The 24108-nt window shown below is 61.9% G+C and carries 18 protein-coding genes and 2 pseudogenes; 10 read left to right on the top strand and 10 right to left on the bottom strand.

Annotation, left to right across the window (positions count from 1 at the left end):
* The first annotated feature begins 23 nt into the window (after positions 1–23).
* From ACILSQ_RS04135 to ACILSQ_RS04120, 4 genes are all read left to right on the top strand, one after another.
* A complete protein-coding gene (locus ACILSQ_RS04135) occupies positions 24–554 on the top strand; it encodes a hypothetical protein (protein ID WP_395742316.1) in 531 nt (176 codons plus the stop codon).
* Between the two features lie 228 nt (positions 555–782).
* Positions 783–1631 (top strand): amidohydrolase family protein, encoded by an 849-nt coding sequence (locus tag ACILSQ_RS04130; protein WP_395742315.1) that lies wholly within the window; start codon positions 783–785, stop codon positions 1629–1631.
* 17 nt (positions 1632–1648) lie between these two features.
* A complete protein-coding gene (locus ACILSQ_RS04125) occupies positions 1649–2515 on the top strand; it encodes a chlorophyllase/cutinase-like alpha/beta fold protein (protein WP_395742314.1) in 867 nt (288 codons plus the stop codon).
* Positions 2516–2598: 83 nt separating this feature from the next.
* Positions 2599–4131, top strand: coding sequence for a sulfatase-like hydrolase/transferase (locus tag ACILSQ_RS04120; RefSeq protein WP_395742313.1), 1533 nt, complete (start codon positions 2599–2601; stop codon positions 4129–4131).
* On the opposite strand, the gene ACILSQ_RS04115 is transcribed toward ACILSQ_RS04120, so the two are convergent.
* Positions 4132–4962, bottom strand: coding sequence for a helix-turn-helix domain-containing protein (locus ACILSQ_RS04115; protein ID WP_395742312.1), 831 nt, complete (start codon positions 4960–4962; stop codon positions 4132–4134).
* A gap of 98 nt (positions 4963–5060) precedes the next feature.
* Between ACILSQ_RS04115 and ACILSQ_RS04110 the strand changes: the two genes are divergently transcribed.
* From ACILSQ_RS04110 to ACILSQ_RS04095, 4 genes and pseudogenes are all read left to right on the top strand, one after another.
* The gene (locus ACILSQ_RS04110; RefSeq protein WP_395742311.1) at positions 5061–6029 is read left to right on the top strand and encodes a 3-hydroxy-5-phosphonooxypentane-2,4-dione thiolase; all 969 of its coding nucleotides are present in this window, start codon (positions 5061–5063) and stop codon (positions 6027–6029) included.
* Between the two features lie 83 nt (positions 6030–6112).
* Positions 6113–6739, top strand: coding sequence for a dihydroxyacetone kinase subunit DhaL (dhaL, locus tag ACILSQ_RS04105; protein ID WP_395742310.1), 627 nt, complete (start codon positions 6113–6115; stop codon positions 6737–6739).
* 257 nt (positions 6740–6996) lie between these two features.
* Positions 6997–7516 (top strand): annotated as a pseudogene (locus tag ACILSQ_RS04100) (exonuclease domain-containing protein).
* 60 nt (positions 7517–7576) lie between these two features.
* Positions 7577–8161: a nucleotidyltransferase domain-containing protein gene (locus ACILSQ_RS04095; protein ID WP_395742309.1), complete on the top strand. Its 585-nt coding sequence runs from the start codon at positions 7577–7579 to the stop codon at positions 8159–8161.
* 520 nt (positions 8162–8681) lie between these two features.
* Here the strand turns inward: ACILSQ_RS04095 and ACILSQ_RS04090 are convergent.
* The 9 genes and pseudogenes from ACILSQ_RS04090 to ACILSQ_RS04050 all read right to left on the bottom strand — a co-directional run bounded on the left by ACILSQ_RS04090 (position 8682) and on the right by ACILSQ_RS04050 (position 21981).
* Positions 8682–10806, bottom strand: a pseudogene (locus ACILSQ_RS04090) (NADP-dependent isocitrate dehydrogenase).
* Positions 10807–10928: 122 nt separating this feature from the next.
* Positions 10929–11405: an SRPBCC domain-containing protein gene (locus tag ACILSQ_RS04085; protein WP_395742308.1), complete on the bottom strand. Its 477-nt coding sequence runs from the start codon at positions 11403–11405 to the stop codon at positions 10929–10931.
* An 87-nt stretch (positions 11406–11492) separates the two neighbouring features.
* Entirely contained in the window at positions 11493–13235 is a 1743-nt protein-coding gene (locus tag ACILSQ_RS04080) for an exo-alpha-sialidase (protein WP_395742307.1), read from the bottom strand.
* 122 nt (positions 13236–13357) lie between these two features.
* Complete coding sequence (locus ACILSQ_RS04075) at positions 13358–15706, bottom strand: alkaline phosphatase D family protein (RefSeq protein ID WP_395742306.1); 2349 nt, start codon at positions 15704–15706, stop codon at positions 13358–13360.
* A 64-nt stretch (positions 15707–15770) separates the two neighbouring features.
* On the bottom strand, positions 15771–16316 hold the full coding sequence (locus ACILSQ_RS04070; protein WP_395742305.1) for a DUF6714 family protein: 546 nt from the start codon (positions 16314–16316) through the stop codon (positions 15771–15773).
* Between the two features lie 59 nt (positions 16317–16375).
* Positions 16376–18826: a CehA/McbA family metallohydrolase gene (locus ACILSQ_RS04065; protein ID WP_395742304.1), complete on the bottom strand. Its 2451-nt coding sequence runs from the start codon at positions 18824–18826 to the stop codon at positions 16376–16378.
* Between the two features lie 52 nt (positions 18827–18878).
* On the bottom strand, positions 18879–19994 hold the full coding sequence (locus ACILSQ_RS04060; RefSeq protein ID WP_395742303.1) for an acyltransferase family protein: 1116 nt from the start codon (positions 19992–19994) through the stop codon (positions 18879–18881).
* Between the two features lie 14 nt (positions 19995–20008).
* Positions 20009–21256 (bottom strand): alpha/beta hydrolase family protein, encoded by a 1248-nt coding sequence (locus ACILSQ_RS04055; protein WP_395742302.1) that lies wholly within the window; start codon positions 21254–21256, stop codon positions 20009–20011.
* Positions 21257–21381: 125 nt separating this feature from the next.
* Positions 21382–21981: a hypothetical protein gene (locus ACILSQ_RS04050; RefSeq protein ID WP_395742301.1), complete on the bottom strand. Its 600-nt coding sequence runs from the start codon at positions 21979–21981 to the stop codon at positions 21382–21384.
* A gap of 163 nt (positions 21982–22144) precedes the next feature.
* On the opposite strand from ACILSQ_RS04050, the gene ACILSQ_RS04045 reads away from it, so the two are divergent.
* Together ACILSQ_RS04045 and nirK are read left to right on the top strand one after the other, a co-directional pair.
* A complete protein-coding gene (locus ACILSQ_RS04045) occupies positions 22145–22612 on the top strand; it encodes a group III truncated hemoglobin (RefSeq protein ID WP_395742300.1) in 468 nt (155 codons plus the stop codon).
* Positions 22609–24105 carry a copper-containing nitrite reductase gene (gene nirK / locus ACILSQ_RS04040; RefSeq protein WP_395742299.1) on the top strand — a complete coding sequence of 499 codons (1497 nt, stop codon included), beginning with the start codon at positions 22609–22611 and terminating at the stop codon, positions 24103–24105. The genes ACILSQ_RS04045 and nirK overlap by 4 nt, the downstream gene beginning before the upstream one ends.
* Positions 24106–24108 lie beyond the last annotated feature (3 nt).

Genomic DNA, 24108 nt, shown 5'->3' with positions numbered 1-24108 from the left:
TTCCATCGTTCGTCATGAAGGCCATGAAAACGCAGATCGCCCATTTCATTTTCGCTCACCTTCTTTCAGCTCTTCTGCTGGTGCCTTTGACTGCGCCTGCCCAGCAGGAGACTGAAGCTCAGATGAGCGGCCAGTTCACCGCGCCGAAACTGGATGACCTCATGCCCTTTTTCCTCGTGGGGTCTGAGATGGACATGTCGCCGGATGAGCCCTGGATCATCGTCCTCCCAGACCGTTCGGCCAATGGCTCGCACTCGACCGCTGCGGTGATCCGCGCCTACCAGCAGTTGCCGGATGAGCGTAGAAAGAAGGGCATCATCCTTTTCGGTTCGCTTACCCATTTGAAAAAAGCTCAGTTGAATCAGAAAAACATGACTCCATTTCAGCTCAAGATGTACAAAAATGCTGAATGGCTCAAAGCCAGAACGGCCTTTGTTGGCGAGCTTGTTGCGGCATGTGACAAGGCCGGTATTGATCTGTGGGTGAACACCAATCTGGGCAGCGATGACATTCACTTCATCAGGCTCACCCACCCGGCCCGTGGAGGTCGCTGACACCGGTAGCGTGGAGCACCCGCTGACTGCACCAGCCAAGGCCAAGTGAGGCCGCAGCACCTTTTTTTCCGGCGCAGGCGGCGACGTCCATCTACAACTACGTGGGCGGCATCACCAGCCCCGTCACCCACATTTATGTGGGAGTCTCGCAGCGGCACGCGCAGGCTGTATGCCCTCATGCTAATTCATGCCCTTTTCGACGTACCTTTTCAGACGACTCTCCCGCCCATGATTATCGACGTCCACTCCCACGCCTGGAATTTCCCCTCCGACTTCTCAGACGATTTCATCCAGCAGGCCGGCCGCGCCCGGCCAGGCGTGAAGGTGGACATCAGCGCCACATACGCCGCCTACCGCGCCAGCGCCCCCGCAGACACCCGCACCCTCGTCTTCGGCGGCAAAGCAAAACTCAGCGGCCTCTGGGTCAACGACCAATTCGTGGCCGACTACGTGGCACACGATCCCACACACCTCATCGGCTTCCTCTCCCTCGATCCCACGCAGGAAAACTGGCAGCACGAGATGCAGTTCGGTCACGAAGAGCTCGGCCTGCGCGGCATCAAGCTCATGCCCATGTACGCCGGCTTCAGCCCCGATGATCCCACGCTGGAGCCCCTGTGGTCCTACGCTGAAAAGCACGGCCTCCCCGTGCTGCTGCACACCGGCACCACCTTCATCGCCCAGGCCCCGCTCGCCTTCACCCTGCCGCGTCTCATCGAGCCCGTCGCTTTGAAACACCCTCAGCTAAAAATCATCCTCGCCCACCTCGGCCATCCCTATGAAGGCGAGTGCCTCGTCACCATCCGCAAGCACGCCAATGTCTATGCGGACATCAGCGCCCTCCACTACCGCCCCTGGCAGCTCTACAATTCCCTCATGCTCGCCCAGGAGTACGGCGTCTGGCACAAGCTCCTCTTCGGCACCGACTTCCCCTTCACCACCGTCAACGCCTCCATCGACGGCATCCGCAAGCTCAACGACATGCTCGAAGGCACCAAACTCCCCCGCCTCGATGCCTCTCAAATCGAAGCCATGATCCACCGCGACAGCTTGACCCTGCTGGGGCTGAATCACTGACCCGTGCACGACAAACCATGAAACGGCTCCTCCACCATTGGCGGTTTCTCGTGCTCGCTTTCGCGGCACTGGTCATCGTAGGCAGTTGCGCGAACCGCGCGCCTACTTTGCCGGTGCCCAAGGACGTCGTCAAACGCACCGAGAAGCTCGTCCTTCAGGGCCGCGAGGTTCCCGTGGATCTTTATCTGCCGCAGAACGTCGCCAAAGCGCCGGTCGTCATCGTTGCGCATGGTTTCACACGCAATCGCCAGGTCATGGCAGGCTGGGGAAATCTGCTCGCACAAAACGGCATGATCGCCGTCGTGCCGAATCTGCCGTTCTTCACCCATCACACTCGCAATGCCCGTGCGATCAATGACCTGATCACCCTCGTCCACACCCCCGGCCATCTCACTCAGCCGGCGCCCAGCGATGCTGTGGCCATCATGGGTCATTCGGCGGGCGGTTACGCCGCGGTGCTCGCCGCTTCCCATGAAAAGCACCTGCGTTGCTGGATCGGTCTCGATCCCGTGGATTTTGGTGATCATGCCCTGAAGACGCTGCCCTCAGTCCAAAGCCCCGGCCTCATGCTGCTCGCCGAGCCCGGAGCCTGGAACCGGCAGGCCAATGCAGTCCCCTGGTTGAATCATGCGGCCGCCCCGCTCACCGCCTTGCGCATTCACCATTCCACCCACTGCGATTCCGAAAACCCCTCCACCCCGCTCGCCCGCTTCGTCTGCGGCGAAACGGCTCCCGAACGCCTGGCCATCTATGAAACCTACGCCCTCGCCATGCTCCGACACCACCTGTTCGGCGATGCCGCATCAGCCGACGTGCTGAAACAAGCAGCGCAAGACCACAAGGTCAGCGTGCTCACTGCCCCCGACGCCACTAAGACAGACTGACCCATTTCGGTGTCATGCAGGGATGCTCGCTGTGAATCACCTGCCTGCAACAACCAGCTTCACTCACCGTTTGGGATCACCTCATGAAACGCCTGCTGCTGATCCTCACCGCCCTCGCCTCGCAGCTTTATGCCGCCGCTCCGCCTCCCAACATCGTCGTCATGCTTGTTGATGACATGGGCGTGATGGATACCTCCCTGCCGTTTCTCACCGACGCCACAGGCACACCAAAACGCTACCCGCTCAATGAATACTACCGCACGCCCAACATGGAGCGCCTCGCGGCCAAAGGGGTGCGCTTCAACAACTTCTGCGCCATGAGCGTGTGCTCGCCCACCCGCATCAGCATCATGACCGGCCAGAACGCCGCGCGCCACCGCACCACCAACTGGATCAATCCCGACACCGACAACGCCGGACCCCAGGGCCCTCCTGATTGGAACTGGAAGGGCCTCAATCCCGGTGATGTCACGCTCGCCGGGCTGCTGGAGGGCGCGGGCTACCGCACCATCCACGTCGGCAAAGGCCACTTCGCCCCGCGCGCCTTTGACGGCGCCGATCCCGCAAAGATCGGCTTCGACATCAATGTCGCCGGCGGCTCCATCGGCGCTCCCGGCAGCTACTACGGCAAACAAAACTTCGACCGTCCCGCCAAAGGCAAAGGGCAGGCCAAACGGGGCAGCCACGCCGTCCCAGGCCTGGAAAAATACCACGGCCAGGACATTTTCCTCACCGAGGCCCTCACCCTGGAGGCCAAGTCCCGCCTCAGCACCGCCGTGCAGGAAAAGAAGCCCTTCTTCCTCTACTTCGCCCAGTACGCCGTGCATGCCCCCTTCGACTCCGACCCGCGCTTTGCCCACCACTACAAGGACAGCGGCAAATCTCCCCAGGCCCAGGCCTTTGCCACGCTGATCGAAGGCATGGACAAGTCCCTCGGAGACATCCTCGACCATCTCGAAACCCTCGGCGTCGCGGACAACACCCTCGTCCTCTTCCTCGGAGACAATGGCAGCGATGCACCCCTCGGCCACGAGCACGCCGTCGCCTGCGCCGCACCTCTGCGTGGCAAGAAAGGCTCCCACTACGAAGGCGGCATGCGCGTGCCCTTCATCGCCGCCTGGGCCAGATCAGACACGGCCAATCCTCATCAGCAGCGCCTGCCCATTGCCATCAATGCCGTGCAGAGCCAGCAGGCCGCCGTGTACGATCTTTTCCCCACCCTCCTCGGCCTCGCCGATGTCAAAGCACCCGCGCAGCATGCCCTCGATGGCCGCCCCCTCGACACCCTGCTCACCGGCAAACCCGACTCCTCTCGCGATGAAAAATTCCTCATGCACTACCCGCACGCGCCGCATCGCACGAACTACTTCACCTCCTTCCGCGATGGCGGGTGGAAGGTCATCTACCACTACTTCCCCACCGAAGTCTCCGAAGGCGGCCACTACCAGCTCTTCAATTTGAAGGACGACCCCTTCGAGCAAAAAAACCTCGCCTCGGAAAACCCGGCCGAACTCAAGCGCCTCATGCAAGGCCTCATCGAAGGCCTCGAAGCCCAGCACGCCGTCTATCCCGTCGAAAAAGGCACCACCACCCCTGTAAAGCCGCAGCTCCCCTGATCACCCCCAGCTCTCATTCCGATACATCTTTGGCGAAGTATTCCGGTACTGGCGCAGCATTCGGCTAAAATAATACCGGTTCGTCAGCCCGCACTGCTCGGAGATCGTCTCAATGCTCTCCTGCGTATGCCGCAGCCGGCGGCAGGCCTCGTCCAGCCGGTAGTCCAGCAGCACCCGCATGGGCGGCTGCTGCAGCTCCTGCTGAAACAGATGGTTCAAATTCCGCAGGCTCAGCCCCGCATGCTTCGCCACCTGCTCCGCCGTGAGCTTCAGCCCCAGATGCTGGTGCATGAACTCCATCGCCCGCAGCACCCGCGCATCCAAGTGCTGCTTCTCCCACACGCTCTCCGGCAGGCACTCCACCGCCGCGATCACCAGCTGGATCGTCGGCCACGGAAACCGCACCGGCACCTTCTCCTTGCTCATCTTCATCAGCCCCGGGATCAGGCTTTGCATCAGCGCCGTCGTGGGAAACCGGTGGATCCCCGGCGCCACCCGGTCCGCCACCGGCCCCAGGTTGAAATGCGCATACCACTTGCTGAACGGCCGCGTCGTCGTCGTGCTGAAAGTCGTGTGTGGCGGAATCAGATACATGCAGCCCGGCTCCAGCGCCGTCTTTTTCCCGTCGATTTCCACCACCCCTCCCGGACTCACCGGCCAGTACAATCTCCAGTACGGATCATTCAGCCGCCGCAGCTCCCACTGCCGCAGTTCGATCTTGCGCGTGGTCAGGATGTCCACCGCCACCCCCGGCAGCGCCACCGTCCGCTCCCCCTGCACCCGATGCTGGGAGCCGGAGGGCACAAGGCTGAGAATGCTGTCGTTTTTCATGGTCATTGCCAAATCCGACACAAATCTGGCGAGCCCCGGCATGGACGGCAAGCCGGGAATGTTTATGAATCCACGCTCAACCCGCACTCTAGAATACCATGGCAGACATCTCCACCAGCGCAGCAGACAAGAAGGAAAAGGAATACTTCACCAGCGTCCCCCAGGAAGCCCCCGGCTTCTTCCTCAAAGGCTGCCACCAGTACGACTGGGGTCTCAAAAACCGCCTCAGCAAAGTCTTCAATCCCAAGGACGGCCGCACCGTCATGCTCGCCTTTGACCACGGCTACTTCCAGGGCCCCACCACCGGCCTGGAGCGCGTGGACCAGACCATCCTCCCCCTCGCCCCCTGGGCAGACTGCCTCATGCTCACCCGCGGCATCCAGCGCTCCGTCATCCCCGCCTCCACCACCAAGGCCATCGCCCTGCGCGCCTCCGGCGGCACCTCGATGATCAGCCCCATGGAAGAATGGGAAGGCGAGATCGACGGCAAGAAAGCCAAGTTCGGCCGCCCCGGCTTTGAGCCCCTCTCCAATGAGAGCACCGCTCTCAACATCGAAGAAGCCATCCGCCTCAACGCCGCCGTGCTCGCCGTGCAGGTCTTCATCGGCAGCGCCTACGAGCGCCAGTCCCTCAAGAACCTCACCGATCTCGTCGATGCCGCCAGCCGCTACGGCATCGCGGTCATGGGCGTGACCGCCGTGGGCCGTGCCATGGCCCGCACGCCTCAGTACTTCCGCCTCGCCACCCGCATCATGGCAGAGCTCGGCGCCAACGTGGTGAAGTGCTACTACACCGAGAAGGAATTCGACACCGTGACGAGCTGCTGCCCCGTGCCGATCGTGATCGCCGGTGGCAAGAAGCTCCCTGAGCTCGACGCCCTCAAGATGTGCGCCAATGCCATCAAGCAAGGCGCCAGCGGCGTGGACATGGGCCGCAACATCTTCCAGAGCGACGCCCCCGTCTCCATGATGCAGGCCGTCCACGGCGTGGTCCACGGCGGCCTCAATGCCAACAAGGCCTTCGAACTCTACAACGACCTCAAGAAAAAGGAGCTGAAGAAGAAGTAAGCCTTCAAGCCACCCAAACGCATTCACAGGAGGGGGATCATCTTGATCCCCCTTCTTCCAACCCAACCTTTCCTGCTCCGATCATGCAACTCAAACCCAACCAGGTCCGCCTCATGATGCTTCAAGTGGCCGATGCCATCATCGCCGCCGAACCCATGCTCTCCCAAGCCGACCGCGATCTCGGCGATGGCGACCACGGCCTCGGCATGAAGCGCGGCATGGAGGCGGTGAAAGCCCAGCTTGAGCCCATGGACCCCTCCAGTGTGGAGCAGGTCTTCGTCACCACCGGCACCGCCATGATGACCAGCATGGGCGGCGCTTCCGGTGCCCTCTTCGGCACCGTCTATCGCGCCGGCGGCAAAGCGCTCGCAGGCCGCCCGGCCTTCGACGCCGAAGGAGTCTCTCTCCTTCTCAATGCCGCCCTCGAAGGCGTCATGAAACGCGGCGGCGCCAAGCCCGGAGACAAAACCATGATCGACGCCCTCGCCCCCGCCGCCGAAAAAGCTCGCGAGTCTACAAGTCTCTCACTCACCGAAGCCCTCACCGCCGTCGCCGCCGCTGCGGAATCCGGCACGGAAGCCAGCAAAAACATGATTGCCCAGTTCGGCCGCGCCAAAACCCTCGGCGAAGCCTGCCTCGGATTCCCCGACGCCGGCGCCTGCTCCGTCGTGGTCATGCTGAACACGATGCGGGATTTTGTGAAGGCGTAGCCCCATGCACCTTGCCAGACGGATGTTTTTTGAACCGGTTACCGTCAAAAAAGCCGGACTTTGCTAGAGAATCATTCTGCACAGGTCCTTCTACAACTGGAAGGCCATCCGCCACGCTGCCTGCTGAGTGACTCTGCCTATGTGCAGATGTTCTCGCCTCGTCTTGATAATGACTTGTGTTCCAAATTGAGTCACGGTACCGGTAAAAATCCGCATGCAAAGGCCTAAGGCTTGCGGCATGACTCTCTGCATCTGATATGAGCTATATTATGGTTGATGTGGAATCGGACGGTCCGATTCCGGGAGATTACTCGATGATTTGTTTTGGTGCGGTCGTGGTGGAGCCGGGGCTGAGCCGCACGTTTTATGGGCAGCTGCGCCCCCTTCTCGGAGCGCTTCATTCCGCAGGCGCTGGCGGTGAGCGGATTCACGCGGGAGCAGACGCTGCAGTTTCCGGAGCCTGCGGAGGTGATGCACACGTTTGCCGAATGGCTGCGCGGCATTTCCAAGGACCGCCTCCTGTTCATCGCCGACAACAACGGATTCGACTGGGGGTTCATCAACTGGTACTTCCACCACTTCACCGGGGCCAATCCCTTCGGTTTTTCGTCCATGAATCTGGGCAGCCTGTACAAGGGGATGGTGAAGGACACGTTTCAGACTTTCAAACATCTGCGCCGGACTAAGCACACGCATCATCCCGTGGATGATGCGATCGGGAACGCGGAGGCTCTGCTGACGATGAAGGATGAGATGGGGCTGAAGATCAGATTGTAAAGGTGTCTGCGAAAAATGTCCGTTTACTAAAAGCAAACAATCGTTTATTTATAGTCAACGATGAACGCTTTGACAGCCTTGTTTCCCAAAGCACGCGCCGAGACACTTCGGCTGCTTTTTGCACAACCAAGGCGCGAGATCTATCTGCGTGATCTGGCGCGTCTCGCGGGGCTGACGCCTGCGGCGATGCAGCGGGAGCTGGTTTTTCTGAGTGAGCTGGGGTTGGTGCGCAGCCGCAGGGATGGCAACCGGCTCTATTTTCAGGCGGACACAGCCCACCCCATCCATCCCGAGCTGCGCAGTCTGGTGGTGAAGACCACAGGCGTGGCTGCGGAACTGAGGCAGGTGCTGTCAAAGGTGCCGGGCATCGATCTGGCCTTCATCTTTGGCTCTGTTGCCGCCGGGACCGACCGGTCCGGGAGCGATGTCGATCTGCTCGTCATCGGCAGCGCCGGGCTGAGGAAAATCACCCCTGCCCTGCGGGGTGTCCCATCTCGTCTGGAGCACGAGATCAATCCCGTGTGCATGACGCCTGAGGAGTGGAAGCAGAAACATGCGGGCAGGAATGTCTTTGTGAATCGTGTGTTGAGCGAACCCAAACTTTGGCTGAAAGGTAGTGACGATGAGCTTGGAAAGCTGGGCTAAAAACGGCTGGCTGCGTCCCCACCAGACGAACAGGCAGCAGGTCACCGATCTGCTGGCCATCGTCGTGCGTGATCTGGCGGACGCTCGGAGCGTGTCTCCGCGGACTGGCAGTTTGGCATCGCCTACAATGCGGCGCTGAAACTCTGCACCATTCTGCTCTATGCCAGCGGCTACCGGCCGGAGAAGAATCTCGCGCATTATCGGACGCTGCAGGCCCTGCCGCTGATCCTGGGGAGCAGCCGCAATGATGATGCAGACTATCTGGACGCCTGTCGTGCCAAACGGAATACCGCCGAATATGATGTGGCCGGCTGCGTCAGCCAGTCTGAGGCGGATGAACTCAGGTCCTTCGCGGAATCCTTGCGGGACGACGTCTTGGAGTGGTTGAAAACCACCCATCCAGAGTTGGCAGGGTGATCTTGCAAAGCCTGACGCTTTGACCCTGGGCAGCAAAAAGCCACTCCGCCTTTCGAGCAAAGTGGCTTTCAGTGAAGATGGCTTTTCCGCTAAGACAAAGAAATCAAAGCCCCGCCAGTACTGCATTGAACGTGCCGCTGGGGCGCAGGGCGGCGTCGGCCTTCGCGGTATCCGGCTTGTAGTAGCCGCCGACGTCCACGGGGTTCCCCTGCACCGCGAGGAGTTCGGAGACGATTTTGCTTTCGTTGGCGGTGAGGGCTTCGGCCACGGGCTTGAACTTGGCCTGCAGCTCCGCATCCGCCGTCTGGGCGGCGAGGGCCTGGGCCCAGTAGAGGGCGAGGTAGAAGTGGCTGCCGCGGTTGTCGATGGTGCCGAGTTTGCGGCCGGGGCTGCGGTCGTTTTCGAGGAACTTGCCGGTGGCGGCGTCGAGGGTGTCGGCGAGCACTTTGGCCTTGGGCAGGCTGAAGTTTTCGGCGATGTGCTCAAAGCTGGGTGCGAGGGCGAAGAACTCGCCGAGGCTGTCCCAGCGGAGGTAGTTTTCTTCGAGGAACTGCTGCACGTGCTTCGGCGCGGAGCCGCCGGCGCCGGTCTCAAACAGGCCGCCGCCGTTCATGAGCGGGACGATGGAGAGCATCTTCGCAGAAGTGCCGACTTCGAGGATGGGGAAGAGGTCGGTGTTGTAGTCGCGCAGCACGTTGCCGGTGACGGAGATGGTGTCTTCACCTTTGACGATGCGCTCGAGGGAGAAGGTGCAGGCATCGGCCGGGGCGAGGATGCGGATGTCGAGGCCGGCGGTGTCGTGATTTTTGAGGTACTTCTCCACCTTGGCGATGATCTGGGCGTCGTGGGCGCGGTTCTTGTCGAGCCAGAAGACGGCGGGGGTCTTGGAAGCGCGCGCGCGGTTCACGGCGAGCTTCACCCAGTCCTGGATGGGAGCGTCCTTGGTCTGGCAGGCGCGCCAGATGTCGCCCTCCTCCACGTCGTGGGAGAGGAGCACCTTGCCGCTCTTGTCGGTGACTTTGACGGTGCCTTTGCCGGGGATTTCGAAGGTCTTGTTGTGGCTGCCGTAGGTACACACCGGCGTAGCTGCTGTCCGGGATGACGGCGAGGGTGTCGCCGGTCTGGCCTTTGGCGTCCCATACTTTGCCGCCGGCGCGAATCATGGCAGGCATGGAGGCATCGACGATGACGTCGCTCGGCACGTGGAGATTGGTGATGCCTTTGTCGCTGTTCACCATGGAAAGGGCGGGGCCGTTTTCATAGGCGGCTTTGATGTCTGCCTCGATCTCCGCCTTCTTGTCGGCAGGGAGTTTTTCCATTTTGGCAACGAGGTCGCCGAAACCGTTGCGGAAGTCCACGCCGAGCTCCTTGAGGGTGGCGGCGTGCTTGGCGATGAGGTCCTTGAAGAAGACCTCCACGGCACGGCCAAAGATGATGGGGTCGCTGACCTTCATCATAGTAGCCTTCATGTGCAGGGAGAAAAGGACGCCGTCTTTCTTGGCCTGGGCGATCTGCTCGGCAAGGAAGCTGACGAGCGCGGCCTTGCTCATGAAGGTGCCGTCGATGATTTCGCCGGCCTTCAGCGGGGTGCTTTCCTTGAGCACCTTGGTGCTGCCGTCTGCGCCGACGAATTCGATCTTCACGTCCGTGGCTTCATCCACGCAGACGGATTTTTCATTGGAGAAGAAGTCGCCCTTGCCGCCCATGGTGCCCACGCTGGTCTTGGAATCGGCGCTCCACTTGCCCATGGAATGCGGGTGGGCCTTGGCGTAGTCCTTCACGGCCTTCGGCGCGCGGCGGTCGCTGTTGCCCTCGCGCAGCACGGGGTTCACGGCGCTGCCCATGACCTTGGCGTAGCGGGCCTTGATGTCCTTCTCGGCATCGGTCTGCGGATTCTCGGGGAGATTGGGCACGGCGTAGCCTTTGCCCTGAAGCTCGGCAATGGCGGCCTTCAGCTGCGGTACGGAGGCGGAGATGTTCGGCAGCTTGATGATGTTCGTGGTCGGCTCCAGGCAGAGCTTGCCGAGGTAGGAGAGGTCATCGGACTGCTTCTGCGCGTCGGTGAGGAAATCGGGGAAATTCGCCAGGATGCGGCCTGCCAGGGAGATGTCGCGCGTCTCGATCGTGATGCCCGCGGGTTTGGTGAAGGCCTGAACGATGGGCAGGAAGGAGAAAGTGGCCAGCAGGGGAGCTTCGTCGGTCAGGGTGTAGATGATCTTCGCGGACATGATTTGAGGGGGAATTTGGAGAGCCGCAGAGCTAAGCGAGCCCCCGCGCCTGCGCAACGCCAAGGTGCGCAGGTTCTAAAGCTGACGCCCGGCCGCCGAAAAAACCGTTCCCCCTCCGCGCCTCAGTGGGCCGAAGCAGGCATAGGCCGGCCGCCGAGCAAAGCATCGATTTTTTCCAGGCAGGTGTTCCAGCCTTGACCGTGGTTGCCCCGGCTTTCGGCCGATGGGAAGCCGCTTTGTGTCAGCCGCAGTTCGGTTTCCTCACCACGGGCGTTAAATTCCACTGACACGACGGACTCGCAGCCCGCCCAGTCTTCATCGCCTTCATACGTCCAGGTGAAAACGACCTTGGCCGGCGGCGCGATCTCGCGATAGACCCCCTTCACAATGAAAACCTCCCCGCTTTCCGGCTGGTGTGTTTCGAGCCGGTAGCCGCCACCCACGCGAAAGTCCGTGGTGCAGGTGGTGACCTTCCCGCCGCAGCCAAACCACTGGTTCATGTACTCCGGCGTGGTGAAGGCGGCAAAGACGCGCTCGCGCGGCGCTTTGAAGAGGCGGGTCACTTCGAGGGTGTCATTGGCGGCGTGGGAGGTGGTCATGGGGATATTCAGGTTCGCTGCAATTAATTAACCAAGCGGTTAAATATTCAAGCGCCATTTTCATCTGCCTGTCAGATTCGAGGAAACTCACCGCAGCACCTCGCGAATCGCGGGCAGCAGCAGCTCTGCCACGAGCTGCTGGCCCAGATCACCGGGGTGCATGCCGTCCAGCAGCATTCTCTCCACGGTGGTCTTGTGCCGGGCGGCAAAATCCGGGTAGGCGGCGCGCACATCCACCAGCGGCACCTTCAGCTCCGCAGCCAGCTTGCGCAGGGCGTCGTTGTATCCGGCCAGGGTGGCGGAATCAAAGCCGTCTTCCGCAGCGGGATCATAGGGAGGCTTGCCATAGAGCTCCTTGAGCTTCGGCGTCCAGCGCAGGGGATTCGTGGTCATGAGGATGACCTTCGCACCCTGCTGCTGCGCGGCTTCGCTCATGCGGCGCAGATTGTCCAGATACTCGGTCAGCGGCACGCGCGGTGCAGTGGCCGGCGGCTTTTTCCACACGTCCATGGCGGAGTCATTGATACCAAACTGCATCACCACCAGACGCGGCTTGTACTGCAGCACATCGTTTTGCAGGCGCTTCAGCGCATCGCGCGTGGTGTTGCCGGGAATGCCCGCATTGAAGACACCGAGAGTGTCCCCTGTGCTCTGCAGCGCCGCCTCCACCCGCGTGGCATACACCTTCAGGCTGCCGCGCGGCGCGGTGGTGGAATCTCCAAACATGATGATGCTGCCGGGTTTCGGCACCGGCTTGGGCGGTGGGACATAGACGGGGATCTCCCCCGCGCCGAGCTCGGCCGTGTTCACCTTCATGCGCAGGCCGCCCTGCATCGTGGTGATCCACAGCTCGCCCGGTTTGCGCTCGTAAAGATACGGGTAGGACACCCGGCCGCCGACTCCATAATTCGCCGCCACGATCACCGGCTTTGACCACGTGGCCGTCTCATCCTCTGAAAACGCGAGCGACAGCTCCGCACGGCTGGAGCCGCTCTGCCGGTCGTGCCGCGGCGGCGCATTCCACAGCAGCGCGATGCGCCCGTCACTCAAACGCGCCATCTGCGGGCAGCAGGTGACCGCAGCGATCTGCGTCTGCTTCAGCCCGTCCCATTTCAAGCCATCGCGCGAGGTGGCCTCCCACAGAAAACCCGACTCCGTGCGCAGCAGCAGGTAGAGCGAGCCGTCCTTGCGCTCGATGACGGTTCCTTCCAGGGAGCCCGCGTGATCGTGCGTGCCCACGCCATAGTCCAGCATGTCGCCGCGTTGCCAGGTTTTGCCCAGGTCGTCAGAGGCCCACATCACCGTGGCATGCCGCCACTGCGGGATGATCTCCTGCCCCACCAGCACGATGCGCCCCGACTTCATCTGAATCATCGAGTGAATGCAGCCGCACCAGGGATCGCTGAGCTTCACCGGTGTCTCCCAGGTTTTGCCATCATCGGCGCTGCGGCAGGAGTAGGTGGGCAGCACAAAGTCATGCCAGTCCACGTCGGTCTCGCCCCAGTGCCAGCGTTTGGGCGCCTTCTTCTCAGCAAGATTCATCCAGGCGGAGATAATCACACCCTCCCGCGTGCGTAGCAGCGCGCGCTCATTGCTGACGGTAAATTTCGCCGGCTCCGCAAACAGCGGCGCCTCGCTCCACGTACGGCCTTCATCCCTGCTCCGCAGCGCGTTCTTGGCATCCATGCACAGCACACCGCCGTCCGCCGTGGTGACAAACGGCCCCTGATGAGTGAATGGCAGCGCCGCAGCTTTCGGATGCAGCGTGGGGGAGTCTGCCGCAAAGAGGGATGTGCTGAGCAGCGGCAGCAGGAGAAGGGGAAGTCTCATGGTGGCTTTCTTGTACGCATGGAATCACCGCACTTGTACCCATGGTGTTCTGGTTCTATGCGCAGACCAGTGGCATGGAAGCAGCACGGGCAGGATTGCCCGCACTACTGCTGCCGTTTGCATCACCCAATCACATTCTCCCCGCGGTTCTCCTGCTGGTGGATCGTCACCGGCCAGCCGGGGAACTGATTGCCGGGCTTGCCATCGGTGGCGTTGATGAGGAAGCGGAAGGACTCGATGAAGTAGGTCTTCTTCTCCGTGTCGAAGGTGATGAAACCGAAGCCGCTGCCTTTCTCATGCGCCTTCTCGTAGCGGTTCGGCGCCTGGCCCACCACGGGATTTCCCACGGCATACACGTAGGCCTTGTTGCCCAGGCCGTCGAGGTACTCGCCGGTGTCAGAGAGCCCATGCTTCGGCCGGTTTTCATGCGGCATCTTGAGTTCATCCGGCCGCCACCAGCGCGGGTAGCCGGCGGAAATGGCCGGCGTGCAAAAGGACCAATTGCTGTCGCGCTGCTTGTCCACTCCGTACTGCATCAGCGTGGTGATGTGCTGGTCGCCATTGATGTGCAGCGCCATGGAGGGCCGCATGATTTCCACCGCGCGATTCCGCGGCGTCTGCGGCCAGCCGCCGGAGTCGAGGTCCGCTTTCAAATAGCCGTCGAAGCTGCCATGATGCGTGGCCGCATTGGCGAACACCGTCTGGCTCAGCACGGCCTTCAGCGAATGCCCGCGCCAGTCCTCCGCCCACTTTTTGAGAAATTCCTCCTGCCGCTCTCCCAGCAGCACGAGGCCCGGCTTGTCGAGCGTGGAGGTGTCAAAGTCGGCATCCTCCACATGATCACCACGGCCACCTCCCGTCTGCACATGCTGCGGCCCGCTCTTCCACTGGCGGTCGGCGATGATCGCAAAGCTCACGCCGCCATACACCATGTCTCCGTAATACACGCTGATGTCCTGCAACACCGGCTTGGGATCATACGCATCCGGGTGGTGCGCCACATTCGTCTTGTGCACCGCATTGACCATGCGCGCAGGCTCGATGTAACCGCCATCGGAGGAGGTGTCGCCGCCTTCGCGCATCTTCATGCCGCCCTCGCCCCACAGGTTGCCATGAAAGACGTCATGATCATCCGGCAGACAGAGTGTGGGCGCATTGCGCATGACTTCGCGGAAGGCCCAGCCATGCTGGTAGAACTTGCGCAGGTAGTTCAGGATGGCACGATCCGAAGGCTCGCGGATGATGCCAAAGCCGCCGTGGCCTTCGTAGATCTGGTCGCCGGAGAAGAAGACAAGATCGGGGTCGAGCTTGAGCAGATTTTCTGCCACGGGTGCGTAGGGGAAGCCGTAGTCGTTCTGACAGGTGAGAGCGGCCATGCGCAGGGGGCGCCCCTCGGGATTCGCTTTGATGGTGCCGGTCCACTCATGCATGATGGCGTGCATGCTGTTCTTGGGGGTCTCCCAGTACACCACCTTGTAGGGTGTGGCCTGCTTGGCGTTCCATTTGGGAATTCTAAAAGTTCCCACCCATGCGTCAGGATCCAGGTCAGCCTTGCCGAGCGGTTTCCATTTTTCACCCTCCTTCACGAACAGGCTGACCGATGAATTGTCCTCTTTTCCCAGAGGCGCAGTCAGCACGCTGAGCTTCATCACAAAGCCCTCGTCCGTGCGCGAATCGCTCAGCGAATACATGGACCACAGGAGCGGCCCAAACTGATTCTGTGGCGAGACGGTGAAGGCGCTGCCCTCCATCGCCCAGTTTTGAAAGCGGTAGCGCCCTGCGCCAGCCGCACCCGCCTTGGCCTTGTTCTTCTTGGCCCCAGCCACCGCTCCGGCGGCAAAGTTGTTGGCGATGGAGACATTGCCCAGGAGTTCATTCGCCGAAAACGCATGCGAGACGGTTCCCAGTTCCGCGCCCGAGTCAGCCGCAGAGGCCGTGAGCGTCAGCACACACGTGTCACCTTCGGCCGCGCCTTTCAGCGTCAGCTTCACCTGCTTCACGGCACTGCCGTCTTTCACAGGCACAGTCTTCGGGCCCAGCACCAGTTGATCGCCCTGCCACCCGGCATTGATGCCCTTTTGCACAAAGCAGTTGCTGCGATATTCGTTGATCTCGCTGCGAATGCCGATGCGAAAACCCGCGCCGCCATCCGCCTTGCCAATCTCCAGCCGGGTCAGTGTCACGCTCATCGTGAAAGCACCGTTTTGCGTGATCTGATGGGTGAGCGAATGCACGCTGCGTCCGCCACCCATGCTGAGGCACTCCGCACCGCCCTCGCTCACGCGCCAGTCCTCCATCGGATTGGCCCAGAACTCACCGCCGAGAAACACACGGTCATGTGTTTGCGCCCAGGCATCCGCTGGCACAGACTTGGCTGGCGCAGCGGTCGCGCTGCCACGGGCGCCGAGGCCCATGAGGGTTCCTGCCGTCATCAGTTTCAGTCCAGTGCGTCGGGAGATCTTTCGTTTCATGCGTGCCGATGCAACGTCAGCGAGACCCCGCGCCCATCACTGAATTTCGACTTTATGAGCGCGGTCAAATCCAGTAATGGTCGAGCGCGTGCCGGATGTCGGCGTGATGAAACTCCTCATTCGGGTCGTCTAGCAGAAAAAGCAGATAGGTGCGGACGGTGGACCGCTGCTCAGGTGTAAGCAGGTCAAATTTGGGCCGGTCGCCGAGAGCGTAGGTCAGATGAAAGGTGATGCCCATGTCACACTCGCCCCGCAGATCCAGAATGAGGTAGGCAGGCAGGTGAAACCGCATTCCCTCCGCATCGAAGAAGCTCAGGCTGCTGTGACAGCGGTTGAGGTCTGCGGCGGTTATGCGTCTCCAGTCCTCCTTTTCATCCTTCGCCCGGTAGGCGGCGCAGGTCGCCGCATTTTCATAGTCGTCGAGTCCCTGGGCTTGAAACAGCCCGACGCCGTCACCGAGCTTGACTCCATGAAATGCCGTTTCAATGAGCACGCATAGCTTCTGCGCTTCTTTGCCACGCTCCATCTGCCATTCCGCCCGGCGGATCGTCTCGGCCTCATAGCCTCGCGCTTTCATCTCCGCAATGTCCTCGGGCGTCGGGTATTTCATCGCTCCGATGCAACGTAGGCCATGGCCCTCCCCCATCAGCAAATTTTGTCCTTTCGACCTCAGCTCCCTTCCGACGCCTCAGCAGCGATGCGACGGTAGATTTCCTTCGCCGCCTCATACGCGCGCCGGGCTTCGTCCCGCTCCGGCAGAGCGATGTTTTTCTCCCGCACACGCCAGAGCTGCTCGATGCAGGCCAGGCACCACTGCGCGCTGCGGCGCGAGGCACGGATGGGCTGGCCGGCCACGATGACGCTCACCGGATTCGTGTGCATCTGCGGGAACTGCCGCACGGCCACCCAGCTGCTGCGTGAAATGTCCGCGCTGAAGGCGATCTCATGCACATGGTCATCCGCGGGCACTTCCCGCGTCGCCACAGGCAGGCCGTTCACAATGAGCTCCACCTTGCGTTTGCCTCCGGCATAAGGCTTCGCGGCGGTCACATCGTGATAGTTCACCGTGTCGCCCGTGAGACGCGCACCCGCGATGGGTGTCGCACCACCGTAGGCGATCTCCAGCGGCGTTTCAGAGCTGAATGCGGCCTTTACTTTCACTTCGACACGGCCGGGTTGTGCGAGGCGGACTTCATCGCCCGAGGATTGACCGGCGACGGTGAAGTCCAGTGCGTGCGCGTAGCCATCGCTCACATAGCTGCGGCCCTGCGCGAGTCCCTCGCACCATTTTGTGAAATCGATGCGGTCGATTTTCCCCAGCTTCACATACGTGCGCCCCTGGCCCACGCGCGTGCCGCTCATGCAGGGGAAATCCGTCTCACCGGCGGCCTTCAGCGGAAACCCGCAGTTCATGAGGTGATACCATGCATTCCACTCCAGCAGCCGCGCGGTGTCCATGGCGCTGATGAAATCACACACGCCGTGCGCGGTGGTGACGAAGATTTCATGGCCACCCGCGTCGGGGATAGCGACATTGGGCAGCGTATCGAGCACACGCTCATGGCTGTTGCTGAGCTCGGCCTCGTTGAGCCCGCCATCGTGGTCGGCATCGATCTTCTCAAACGGCTCCGGCAGCAGCGCAGACTGCGCCTCTTCAGCGGTGAGCCGCGCATCCTTGCTAGTGTCGTAGAGATCGAGCAGGCGCTTGGCCGCCACGCCGGCATTCACCTGCATGCCGCTGCCAGAGTGCGGGTAGCCGGTGAAGCCGCGCTGCTGCTTCGTCCAGCGTAGCGCGGGCAGCGTCCAGGTGGGCCAGCCCTTGATGCCGTCCGCGCCGGGATAGACGAGTTCGCGCAGGTTCAGCAGGCACACGTGGCCGAGAGCGGCGGAGCCGAAGCCGCTCACCTCCATGTCATACTTCATCTGTGTCAGCGGCTCGCTGAAGCGGTCCACCTGCGGCCCAAAGAACTGGCGCTGATAGTCAAAGCAGAAACCCCAGGCGAGCACGCAGCCGACATTCAGCCCCTCGCCCTTCACCTGCTGAAACATGTGCTCCGGCCGCATGCCCTCGGAGGGCGAGGTGTAGTGCGCACAGCCTGCGGCATGGATGTGGTGGTCCCCGCTGTAGCAGCCGAAATCCGCCGCGTTCATCCAGCGCTCCAGCTTCACCGCCTGCGTGGTTTCCTTCGCCGCCGGGATCGTCACCTTCGTTTTCACCGTGCGGTATTCCGGCCCGCGCGAGGCTTCCATGGTGAACTCTCCCGGCGGCAGCAGCAAGCTGCCACCGCTGGCGCGATACAGGTGCTTTTGGAAAAAGAAATCCGGCGCCAGCCGCCGTGCCTGCGGCGGAAAGACGCGGCCCTGCGCATCGGTGAAGGTCAGCCGCGCGGTAGTGTCCTTTCCGTCGAAGTCTTTCACGTCCAGCTTCACCGTCACGGCCGGTGAGATCTGAAACAGTACCGGCACCTCCGCGCGAAAGCCGAGGTCCTGCGTCCCCTGCCCGATGTCAAACACCAGCGTGGCCTCGCGCTTGCCCGCTTCGCTGGAGTAGATGAGAGCAATCGCGTATTCCGCCTCCAGCCCGCTGAGATTCGCCGTCATGGGTGGAGACTCATGTATGCCCACCTCCAGAAAGCGGTCCACGCCCTGCGTGTTCTCATTCTCCCGCAGATGCGTCTGCCGCTCGCGCTCCATCGTCCCTTTCGCCACGCCCGCATAAGAAGGTCCGGCCTGCGGGCTGGTGATTTTCAGCCGCGCCAAGCTGCTGGCGTGATTGATCACCTTGATCAGCACCGGCGTGTAGCCCCCTTGCTGAAGCTGTGCCGCAGCAGGCCCGCGCCGAGCTTTCACGCGCGACTCCGGATTGATGTCCACCACGCACAGCACCTGCGAATCCAGCACTGCCTGAACGCCCGCGCCATCCCGCGCCGTGATCGCGGCCTGCAATTTCGTTCGCAGCTCCGGAGCCAGCGGTGCGCCGAGAGCGTCCAGCGCCTGCACGAGACGCTGCGCATTCGCCGCCAGCGGCTGGCCCTCCACTTCGACCACCGGCGGGGGTTCGGCTGCAGGTGCGACGATGCAGGCCAGGAACGTAAGGAACAGCGTGAGTTTCAGGAGCATGAACCTGAATACGCTGCAAAAGACCGCATCCTGACCGCCGTCATGTCCCTGATCACGCCTTGAAGAAAATCTGCCGCCGATAAAGCGCATAGAGAAAGAGCCACACCAGCAGCAGCGCCCCGGTGCTTTCCAGCACGCTGTACCATTTCGGATCCAGCGGCCGGTACAGCCCGCTGAAGAGCAGCTTCGACGTGTGGCCGAAATCCACGAAGTGATACACCATATAAATCGTGAGGCTGTTCATGCCCACGACCACGAGCGGGAAGGCCCAGCGCCGGAAATTCATCCAATCAATGACGCCATAAAACACCGCCAGCAGCACAAAGGAAATCCCCGTCGTCACCAAAATGAAGGAACTGCTCCACAACCGTTTGGCGATGGGAAAATGCAGGCTCCACAGCAAACCGAGCGCGACGCAGACCACCCCCGCGAGCAGGAGCTGACGGAATTTGGCCGCCGGCGCGCTGCCGGCGCTTTTCAGCAGCTCTCCGGCAAACACACCAAACATCGTCAGGCACATGGCGGGAAACTGCGTGAGCAGTCCCAGCTCGTCATACGTCCCCTGCAGCAGCCGGCCCGGCAGATACGTGCGGTCAAACCAGCCGACGAGATTGCCCTCGAAGCTGAGATTTCCCGCGCCAAAGCCCGGCACCGGAATCAGGAACAACGCCGCGTAGTAGGCCAGCAGGATGCCGCCCGCCACACAGAGCCGCTTCACCGTGCCCAGGTTCAGATACAGCACCACGCTGACAAATCCCGCGAGGCCGATGCGCCCCAGCACGCTGCCCAGCCGCATGTGCTGCGGGTCAGAGAAGGGGATCGGTGCATTTTTGTCCAGAAAGCCGAGCGCGAGCAGAATCAGCAGGCGCACGAAGGCCTTCTTGTACAATTCGCTCTTCGGCGTGCCCTGCGCGATGGCCTTCGCCAGTGAAAACGGGATCGACACTCCCGCGAGAAACAGGAACAGCGGAAAGATGCAGTCGTAAAAGGTGAAGCCGAACCACGCCGGATGCACAAACTGCTTCGCCACCGCATCCACCCAGGCCCAGCCGGTTTTTCCTTGGAGCTGATGAATCAACTGCCCTGCCCCGGCAATCATGAGCATGTCAAAACCGCGCAGAGCGTCGATGGAGACAAGCCGGTTGGAACTGGGCGCGGCCGCGGGCATGTTTTTCCGGAAGCTTATTTCGCGAACTCCACCACCGTGCTCACCATGGCGTCGCGTTCATCGCTCACGCTGATGTACCAGGTGTTGGCATCCGCAGGCGGTTTGGGAGCGGTGATGGTGCTGCCTTCGATGATGGCGGGTACGGTCTTCCACTCGCGCTTGGAACGCAGGCCGGTGTCCGTCGTGTAGTTCAGCTCGGCCTTCTTCAGCGGGATCTTGCTCTCGCATTTCACGGTGACCTTGTCGCCTGAAACCACAGGAGCGGCCGGATTCGCGAGAGGATCTCCGCCACGGCATTTGGAGTCGATAAACAGCCCGATCTCCTGGGGGGCCCAGCCGGGCGGGTGGCCGTGGGGCATTTTCACCTGGATGCGGATGTGCTTCTCTCCGGGCACCGCGTTGTAGCTCTTCATGTAGCTGTCCAGCACGTAGTGCACGTCGTTGGTGCCGTTCACAAAGAGGATGGGCACATGGCAGCGCGGCAGCAGGCTGCCGGGGTCGTACTCCTTCACCCACAGCGCGCGGTGCTCGGGGTCCAGCTTGTCGATGCTGGGCTTCTGCACAGATTCGCCTTCATGCAGAAAGCCGCAGCCATACACCGGCACGGCGGCTTTGAAGCGGTCATCCAATGAAGCCACGAGGCAGGTGGTGTACCCACCCCAGCTGATGCCCGTCACGGCGGTGTGCTCCGCATCCACCTCGGGAAAACTGCGCAGCAGCGAGTGCGCGCGCATCACACTGGCGGCGGCATGAAAGGGCCAGTCATCACTCGTATCCGGGGTCAGGACGCAGTCGAATTTCTCCGGGTGGCCGTGCTGGGGCCCTGGATTGGCCAGGCGCGTGCGCACGCCGCGGTGCCCGTTGCCAATGGCCATGCCGGTCTTCGGATCAAACTCCACTTCCGGCGGCCGCGAGCCGTTCAAATCCATGGCGATGGCCGCGTAGCCACGCTTCGCCCACAGGTGCACCCAGTCGGCAAAGGCCGTGCCGCCGCCGCCGTGGATGAGCACCACGCCCGGAAACTTCGTGCCCGGCTTCGCCTCGCCGAGCGTGACGGGCGAGGCATAAAAGGCAAACACCTCCGTGTCCTTCCCCAGGTACTTCTCTCCCGCGTAGGTCAGCGAATGAATGGGCTGGTCCTGCCGCACCCACTTCATCGCGGGCACGTTGTTTTTCAGGGCGTCGAGATCCCAGGGGCCGACCTTCTCGGCATGGAGCGCGGTGGCAAAACAGATGGTGGGGATGAAAAGAGAAAACCTCATGGCGGGGAGATCAAACGCCGCCGCGGCTGATGATTCAGCCTCTTTTTACCCAAAAAAACGCCGCCGCGAGCGACTCCCGGCGCTCACGACGGCGGCAAACCAGGCACCGGGGAGGCGTCCGGTTATCAATTGGCCTTCTTCGGGCGGCCCAGCACGTCGTCCTTGGTCGTCAGCGCCACGGCCACCACCTGGTCGATGAGCTCCTGCTTGATCTTGAAATCCTTCAGGGTGTTCACGAGGTTTTCCGCGATGGCGTTGAAGTGCTCTTCCGTCAGGCCCATGCCTGCATGCGCTTTGCGCATGTCCTTGCCCGTCCATGGCAGCGGTCCGCCAAAGGCGGCGCTGAGAAATTCCTTCTGCTTCCGGCGCTGCTTGTCCATGCTCACATCGTCAAAAAAATGCTTCACACGGTCATCGGCCAGCACTTTCACATAGAAGGCGTCCACCACGGCGTCGATGGCCGCCTTGCCGCCGAGTTTCTGGTACAGGCTGTCCTCGCGCGCCTTCAGCCATTTCGTTTTGCAGGCTTCCTTGGCAAAGGCCCACTTGCGCCCTTCATAGTCGGTGGTGATGACAGAATCCACCGGCTGGCCGCTGATCGGGCAGACCGTGTTCGCGGCGGTTTCAGTGGCGACTGCGGCTGGATCGACCGCGAGCGCGGCTGCGTTGACCAGCAGAGTCATGACGGCGGTGATGGTGGCGATGGATGATAGGATGAGTTTCATGGTTTGGTTGGGCCTTTTAATAAGTTGCACCGCCGATACATCAATCCACCAATCCTGCGCAGCGATGCGCTTTTATTGCGCGCGGCACTCCGCGCCAATTCCTGCGCACAACGTCACAGAAACAGGGCAGCGACAGGGCCGGTGAATGTTGCATGGTGCATGCATGTTTCACAACAAGCCTGACATCGCCGGACGCGCTCAGATCGAGACCCTGGTCAATGCCTTCTACGACCGCGTCCGCGCCGACGCGGTGCTCGGCTTCATCTTCAACGACGTCGCCCAGACCCGCTGGACCACGCATCTTCCCAAAATGTACGCCTTCTGGGAGACCGTGCTCTTCCGCAGCGGCGGCTACACGGGCAATCCGCTCGCCGCACACGCAAAACTCGTCCCGCTCACAGACATGGGCCGCGACAAGTTCGACCACTGGCTGCGGCTCTTCCACGCCACCGTGGACGATCTCTTTGCCGGAGAGCGGGCCGAGCACATCAAAAGCTGCGCCGCCGACATGGCCAATGTGATCTACTCGCGCATCAACCAGGTGCCGGACCCCCGCTTTGATCCTGCAAACCTCACGCCCGAACAGCGGGCGCGCTACGCCCAGTACAAACCCCAGCCCGTCACCCCGTGAAGCCGACCACCCACACCATCCTGGCGTTCTGCGCCGCAGCCTTCCTCACACACTGCGGAGAGGGAAAGCCCGAAGCAGGCGGCAAGAATCTGAGCGCGCCTGCCGCGCAGCAGCCGGACAAGCCCGTCTCCGGCACTGAAGTAGCCGTGCTCACCGACGCCCCAAACGTCCCTCCGCCCATCACGCGCGATCACCCCGCCCGCGTCATCGTGCGCCTGGAAGTTCATGAGGTGATGATGCGCATGGCCGATGGCGTGGACTACATGTTCTGGACCTTTGGCGGGCGTGTACCGGGCAAGTTTATCCGCATCCGCCAGAATGATGAGGTGGAGTTCCACCTCATGAACCGGCCGGACAGCAAGATGCCGCACAACATTGATCTCCATGCGGTCACCGGACCGGGCGGCGGTGCGGCCTCCTCGTTCACAGCACCGGGGCATGAATCCGTGTTTTCCTTCAAGGCGCTGAATCCCGGGCTTTTCGTCTATCACTGCGCCACGGCGCCCGTGGGCATGCACATCGCCAATGGCATGTATGGGCTCATCCTCGTGGAGCCGGCGGGAGGCCTGCCACAGGTGGACCGTGAGTTCTACGTGATGCAGTCCGAGTTCTACACCCAAGGGCGGTATGGCGAGGCCGGCCTGCAGCCCTTCAGCATGGAGAAGGCGCTCAGCGAGAATCCGGACTATGTCGTGTTCAACGGATCGGTGGGTGCCCTTTCTGGCGACAACGCCATGCAGGCCGGCGTGGGGGAAAAGGTGAGGCTGTTTGTCGGAAACGGCGGACCGAATCTCACGTCGTCGTTTCATGTCATCGGCGAGATCTTTGACACCGTGTATCTCGAGGGGGGAACTTTGGCCGCCCAGCATCAGGTGCAGACCACGATGATTCCCTCGGGAGGCGCCACCATTGTGGAGTTCGGCCTGGAGGTTCCGGGCAACTACCTGCTGGTGGACCACTCGATCTTCCGTGCCTTCAACAAAGGCGCGGTGGGCATGCTGAAGGTCGCCGGTGCGGAGAATAAGCTCGCCTATTCCGGCAAGCAGGATGACCGCATCTACCAGCTGGAAGGAGGCGCGCTGCAGTCCATCGCGCATCCCGCCGCCCAGCCCCAGCCTCCCGCGGCGGACAAGGCGGAGCGCATCGCCCGCGGCAAGCTCGTGTACAATTCCGTCTGCTTTGCCTGCCATCAGCTGGAAGGGCAGGGCATTCCCAAGGCGTTTCCGCCGCTGGCAAAATCGGACTACCTGAATGCCGACGCCAAACGGGCCGTGGCCACCGTGCTGCACGGCCTGCAGGGGAAGGTGACCGTCAACAACGAGACGTATGAAAGCATCATGCCGCAGCTCGGCTTGACGGATGAGCAGGTGGCCAATGCCCTCACCTATGTTTACAGCCAGTGGGGCAACAACGGTACGGAAGTGCTGCCAGCGCTGGTAAAGGAAGTCCGCGCCGCCGCGCCCCCTGCGCCAGCCCCGACGGGTGCGCAGTGATCA

Origin of the sequence: Prosthecobacter sp., assembly GCF_044227185.1 — a bacterium.
GTDB lineage: Bacteria > Verrucomicrobiota > Verrucomicrobiia > Verrucomicrobiales > Verrucomicrobiaceae > Prosthecobacter.
Note: the sequence above shows the minus strand (reverse complement) of the source record. Positions and strands in the feature narration are given on the sequence as shown.

Excerpts from the sequence above, each read along its gene's own strand:
- dhaL (WP_395742310.1), top strand. The coding sequence starts at position 6,113 with ATGCAACTCAAACCCAACCAGGTCCGCCTCATGATGCTTCAAGTGGCC.
- ACILSQ_RS04070 (WP_395742305.1), bottom strand. The coding sequence starts at position 16,316 with ATGAAATACCCGACGCCCGAGGACATTGCGGAGATGAAAGCGCGAGGC.
- ACILSQ_RS04045 (WP_395742300.1), top strand. The coding sequence starts at position 22,145 with ATGTTTCACAACAAGCCTGACATCGCCGGACGCGCTCAGATCGAGACC.
- ACILSQ_RS04055 (WP_395742302.1), bottom strand. The coding sequence starts at position 21,256 with ATGAGGTTTTCTCTTTTCATCCCCACCATCTGTTTTGCCACCGCGCTC.
- ACILSQ_RS04075 (WP_395742306.1), bottom strand. The coding sequence starts at position 15,706 with ATGAAACGAAAGATCTCCCGACGCACTGGACTGAAACTGATGACGGCA.
- ACILSQ_RS04050 (WP_395742301.1), bottom strand. The coding sequence starts at position 21,981 with ATGAAACTCATCCTATCATCCATCGCCACCATCACCGCCGTCATGACT.
- ACILSQ_RS04085 (WP_395742308.1), bottom strand. The coding sequence starts at position 11,405 with ATGACCACCTCCCACGCCGCCAATGACACCCTCGAAGTGACCCGCCTC.
- ACILSQ_RS04065 (WP_395742304.1), bottom strand. The coding sequence starts at position 18,826 with ATGCTCCTGAAACTCACGCTGTTCCTTACGTTCCTGGCCTGCATCGTC.
- ACILSQ_RS04120 (WP_395742313.1), top strand. The coding sequence starts at position 2,599 with ATGAAACGCCTGCTGCTGATCCTCACCGCCCTCGCCTCGCAGCTTTAT.
- ACILSQ_RS04080 (WP_395742307.1), bottom strand. The coding sequence starts at position 13,235 with ATGAGACTTCCCCTTCTCCTGCTGCCGCTGCTCAGCACATCCCTCTTT.
- ACILSQ_RS04125 (WP_395742314.1), top strand. The coding sequence starts at position 1,649 with ATGAAACGGCTCCTCCACCATTGGCGGTTTCTCGTGCTCGCTTTCGCG.
- ACILSQ_RS04135 (WP_395742316.1), top strand. The coding sequence starts at position 24 with ATGAAAACGCAGATCGCCCATTTCATTTTCGCTCACCTTCTTTCAGCT.
- ACILSQ_RS04115 (WP_395742312.1), bottom strand. The coding sequence starts at position 4,962 with ATGAAAAACGACAGCATTCTCAGCCTTGTGCCCTCCGGCTCCCAGCAT.
- ACILSQ_RS04095 (WP_395742309.1), top strand. The coding sequence starts at position 7,577 with ATGAACGCTTTGACAGCCTTGTTTCCCAAAGCACGCGCCGAGACACTT.
- ACILSQ_RS04130 (WP_395742315.1), top strand. The coding sequence starts at position 783 with ATGATTATCGACGTCCACTCCCACGCCTGGAATTTCCCCTCCGACTTC.
- ACILSQ_RS04110 (WP_395742311.1), top strand. The coding sequence starts at position 5,061 with ATGGCAGACATCTCCACCAGCGCAGCAGACAAGAAGGAAAAGGAATAC.
- ACILSQ_RS04060 (WP_395742303.1), bottom strand. The coding sequence starts at position 19,994 with ATGCCCGCGGCCGCGCCCAGTTCCAACCGGCTTGTCTCCATCGACGCT.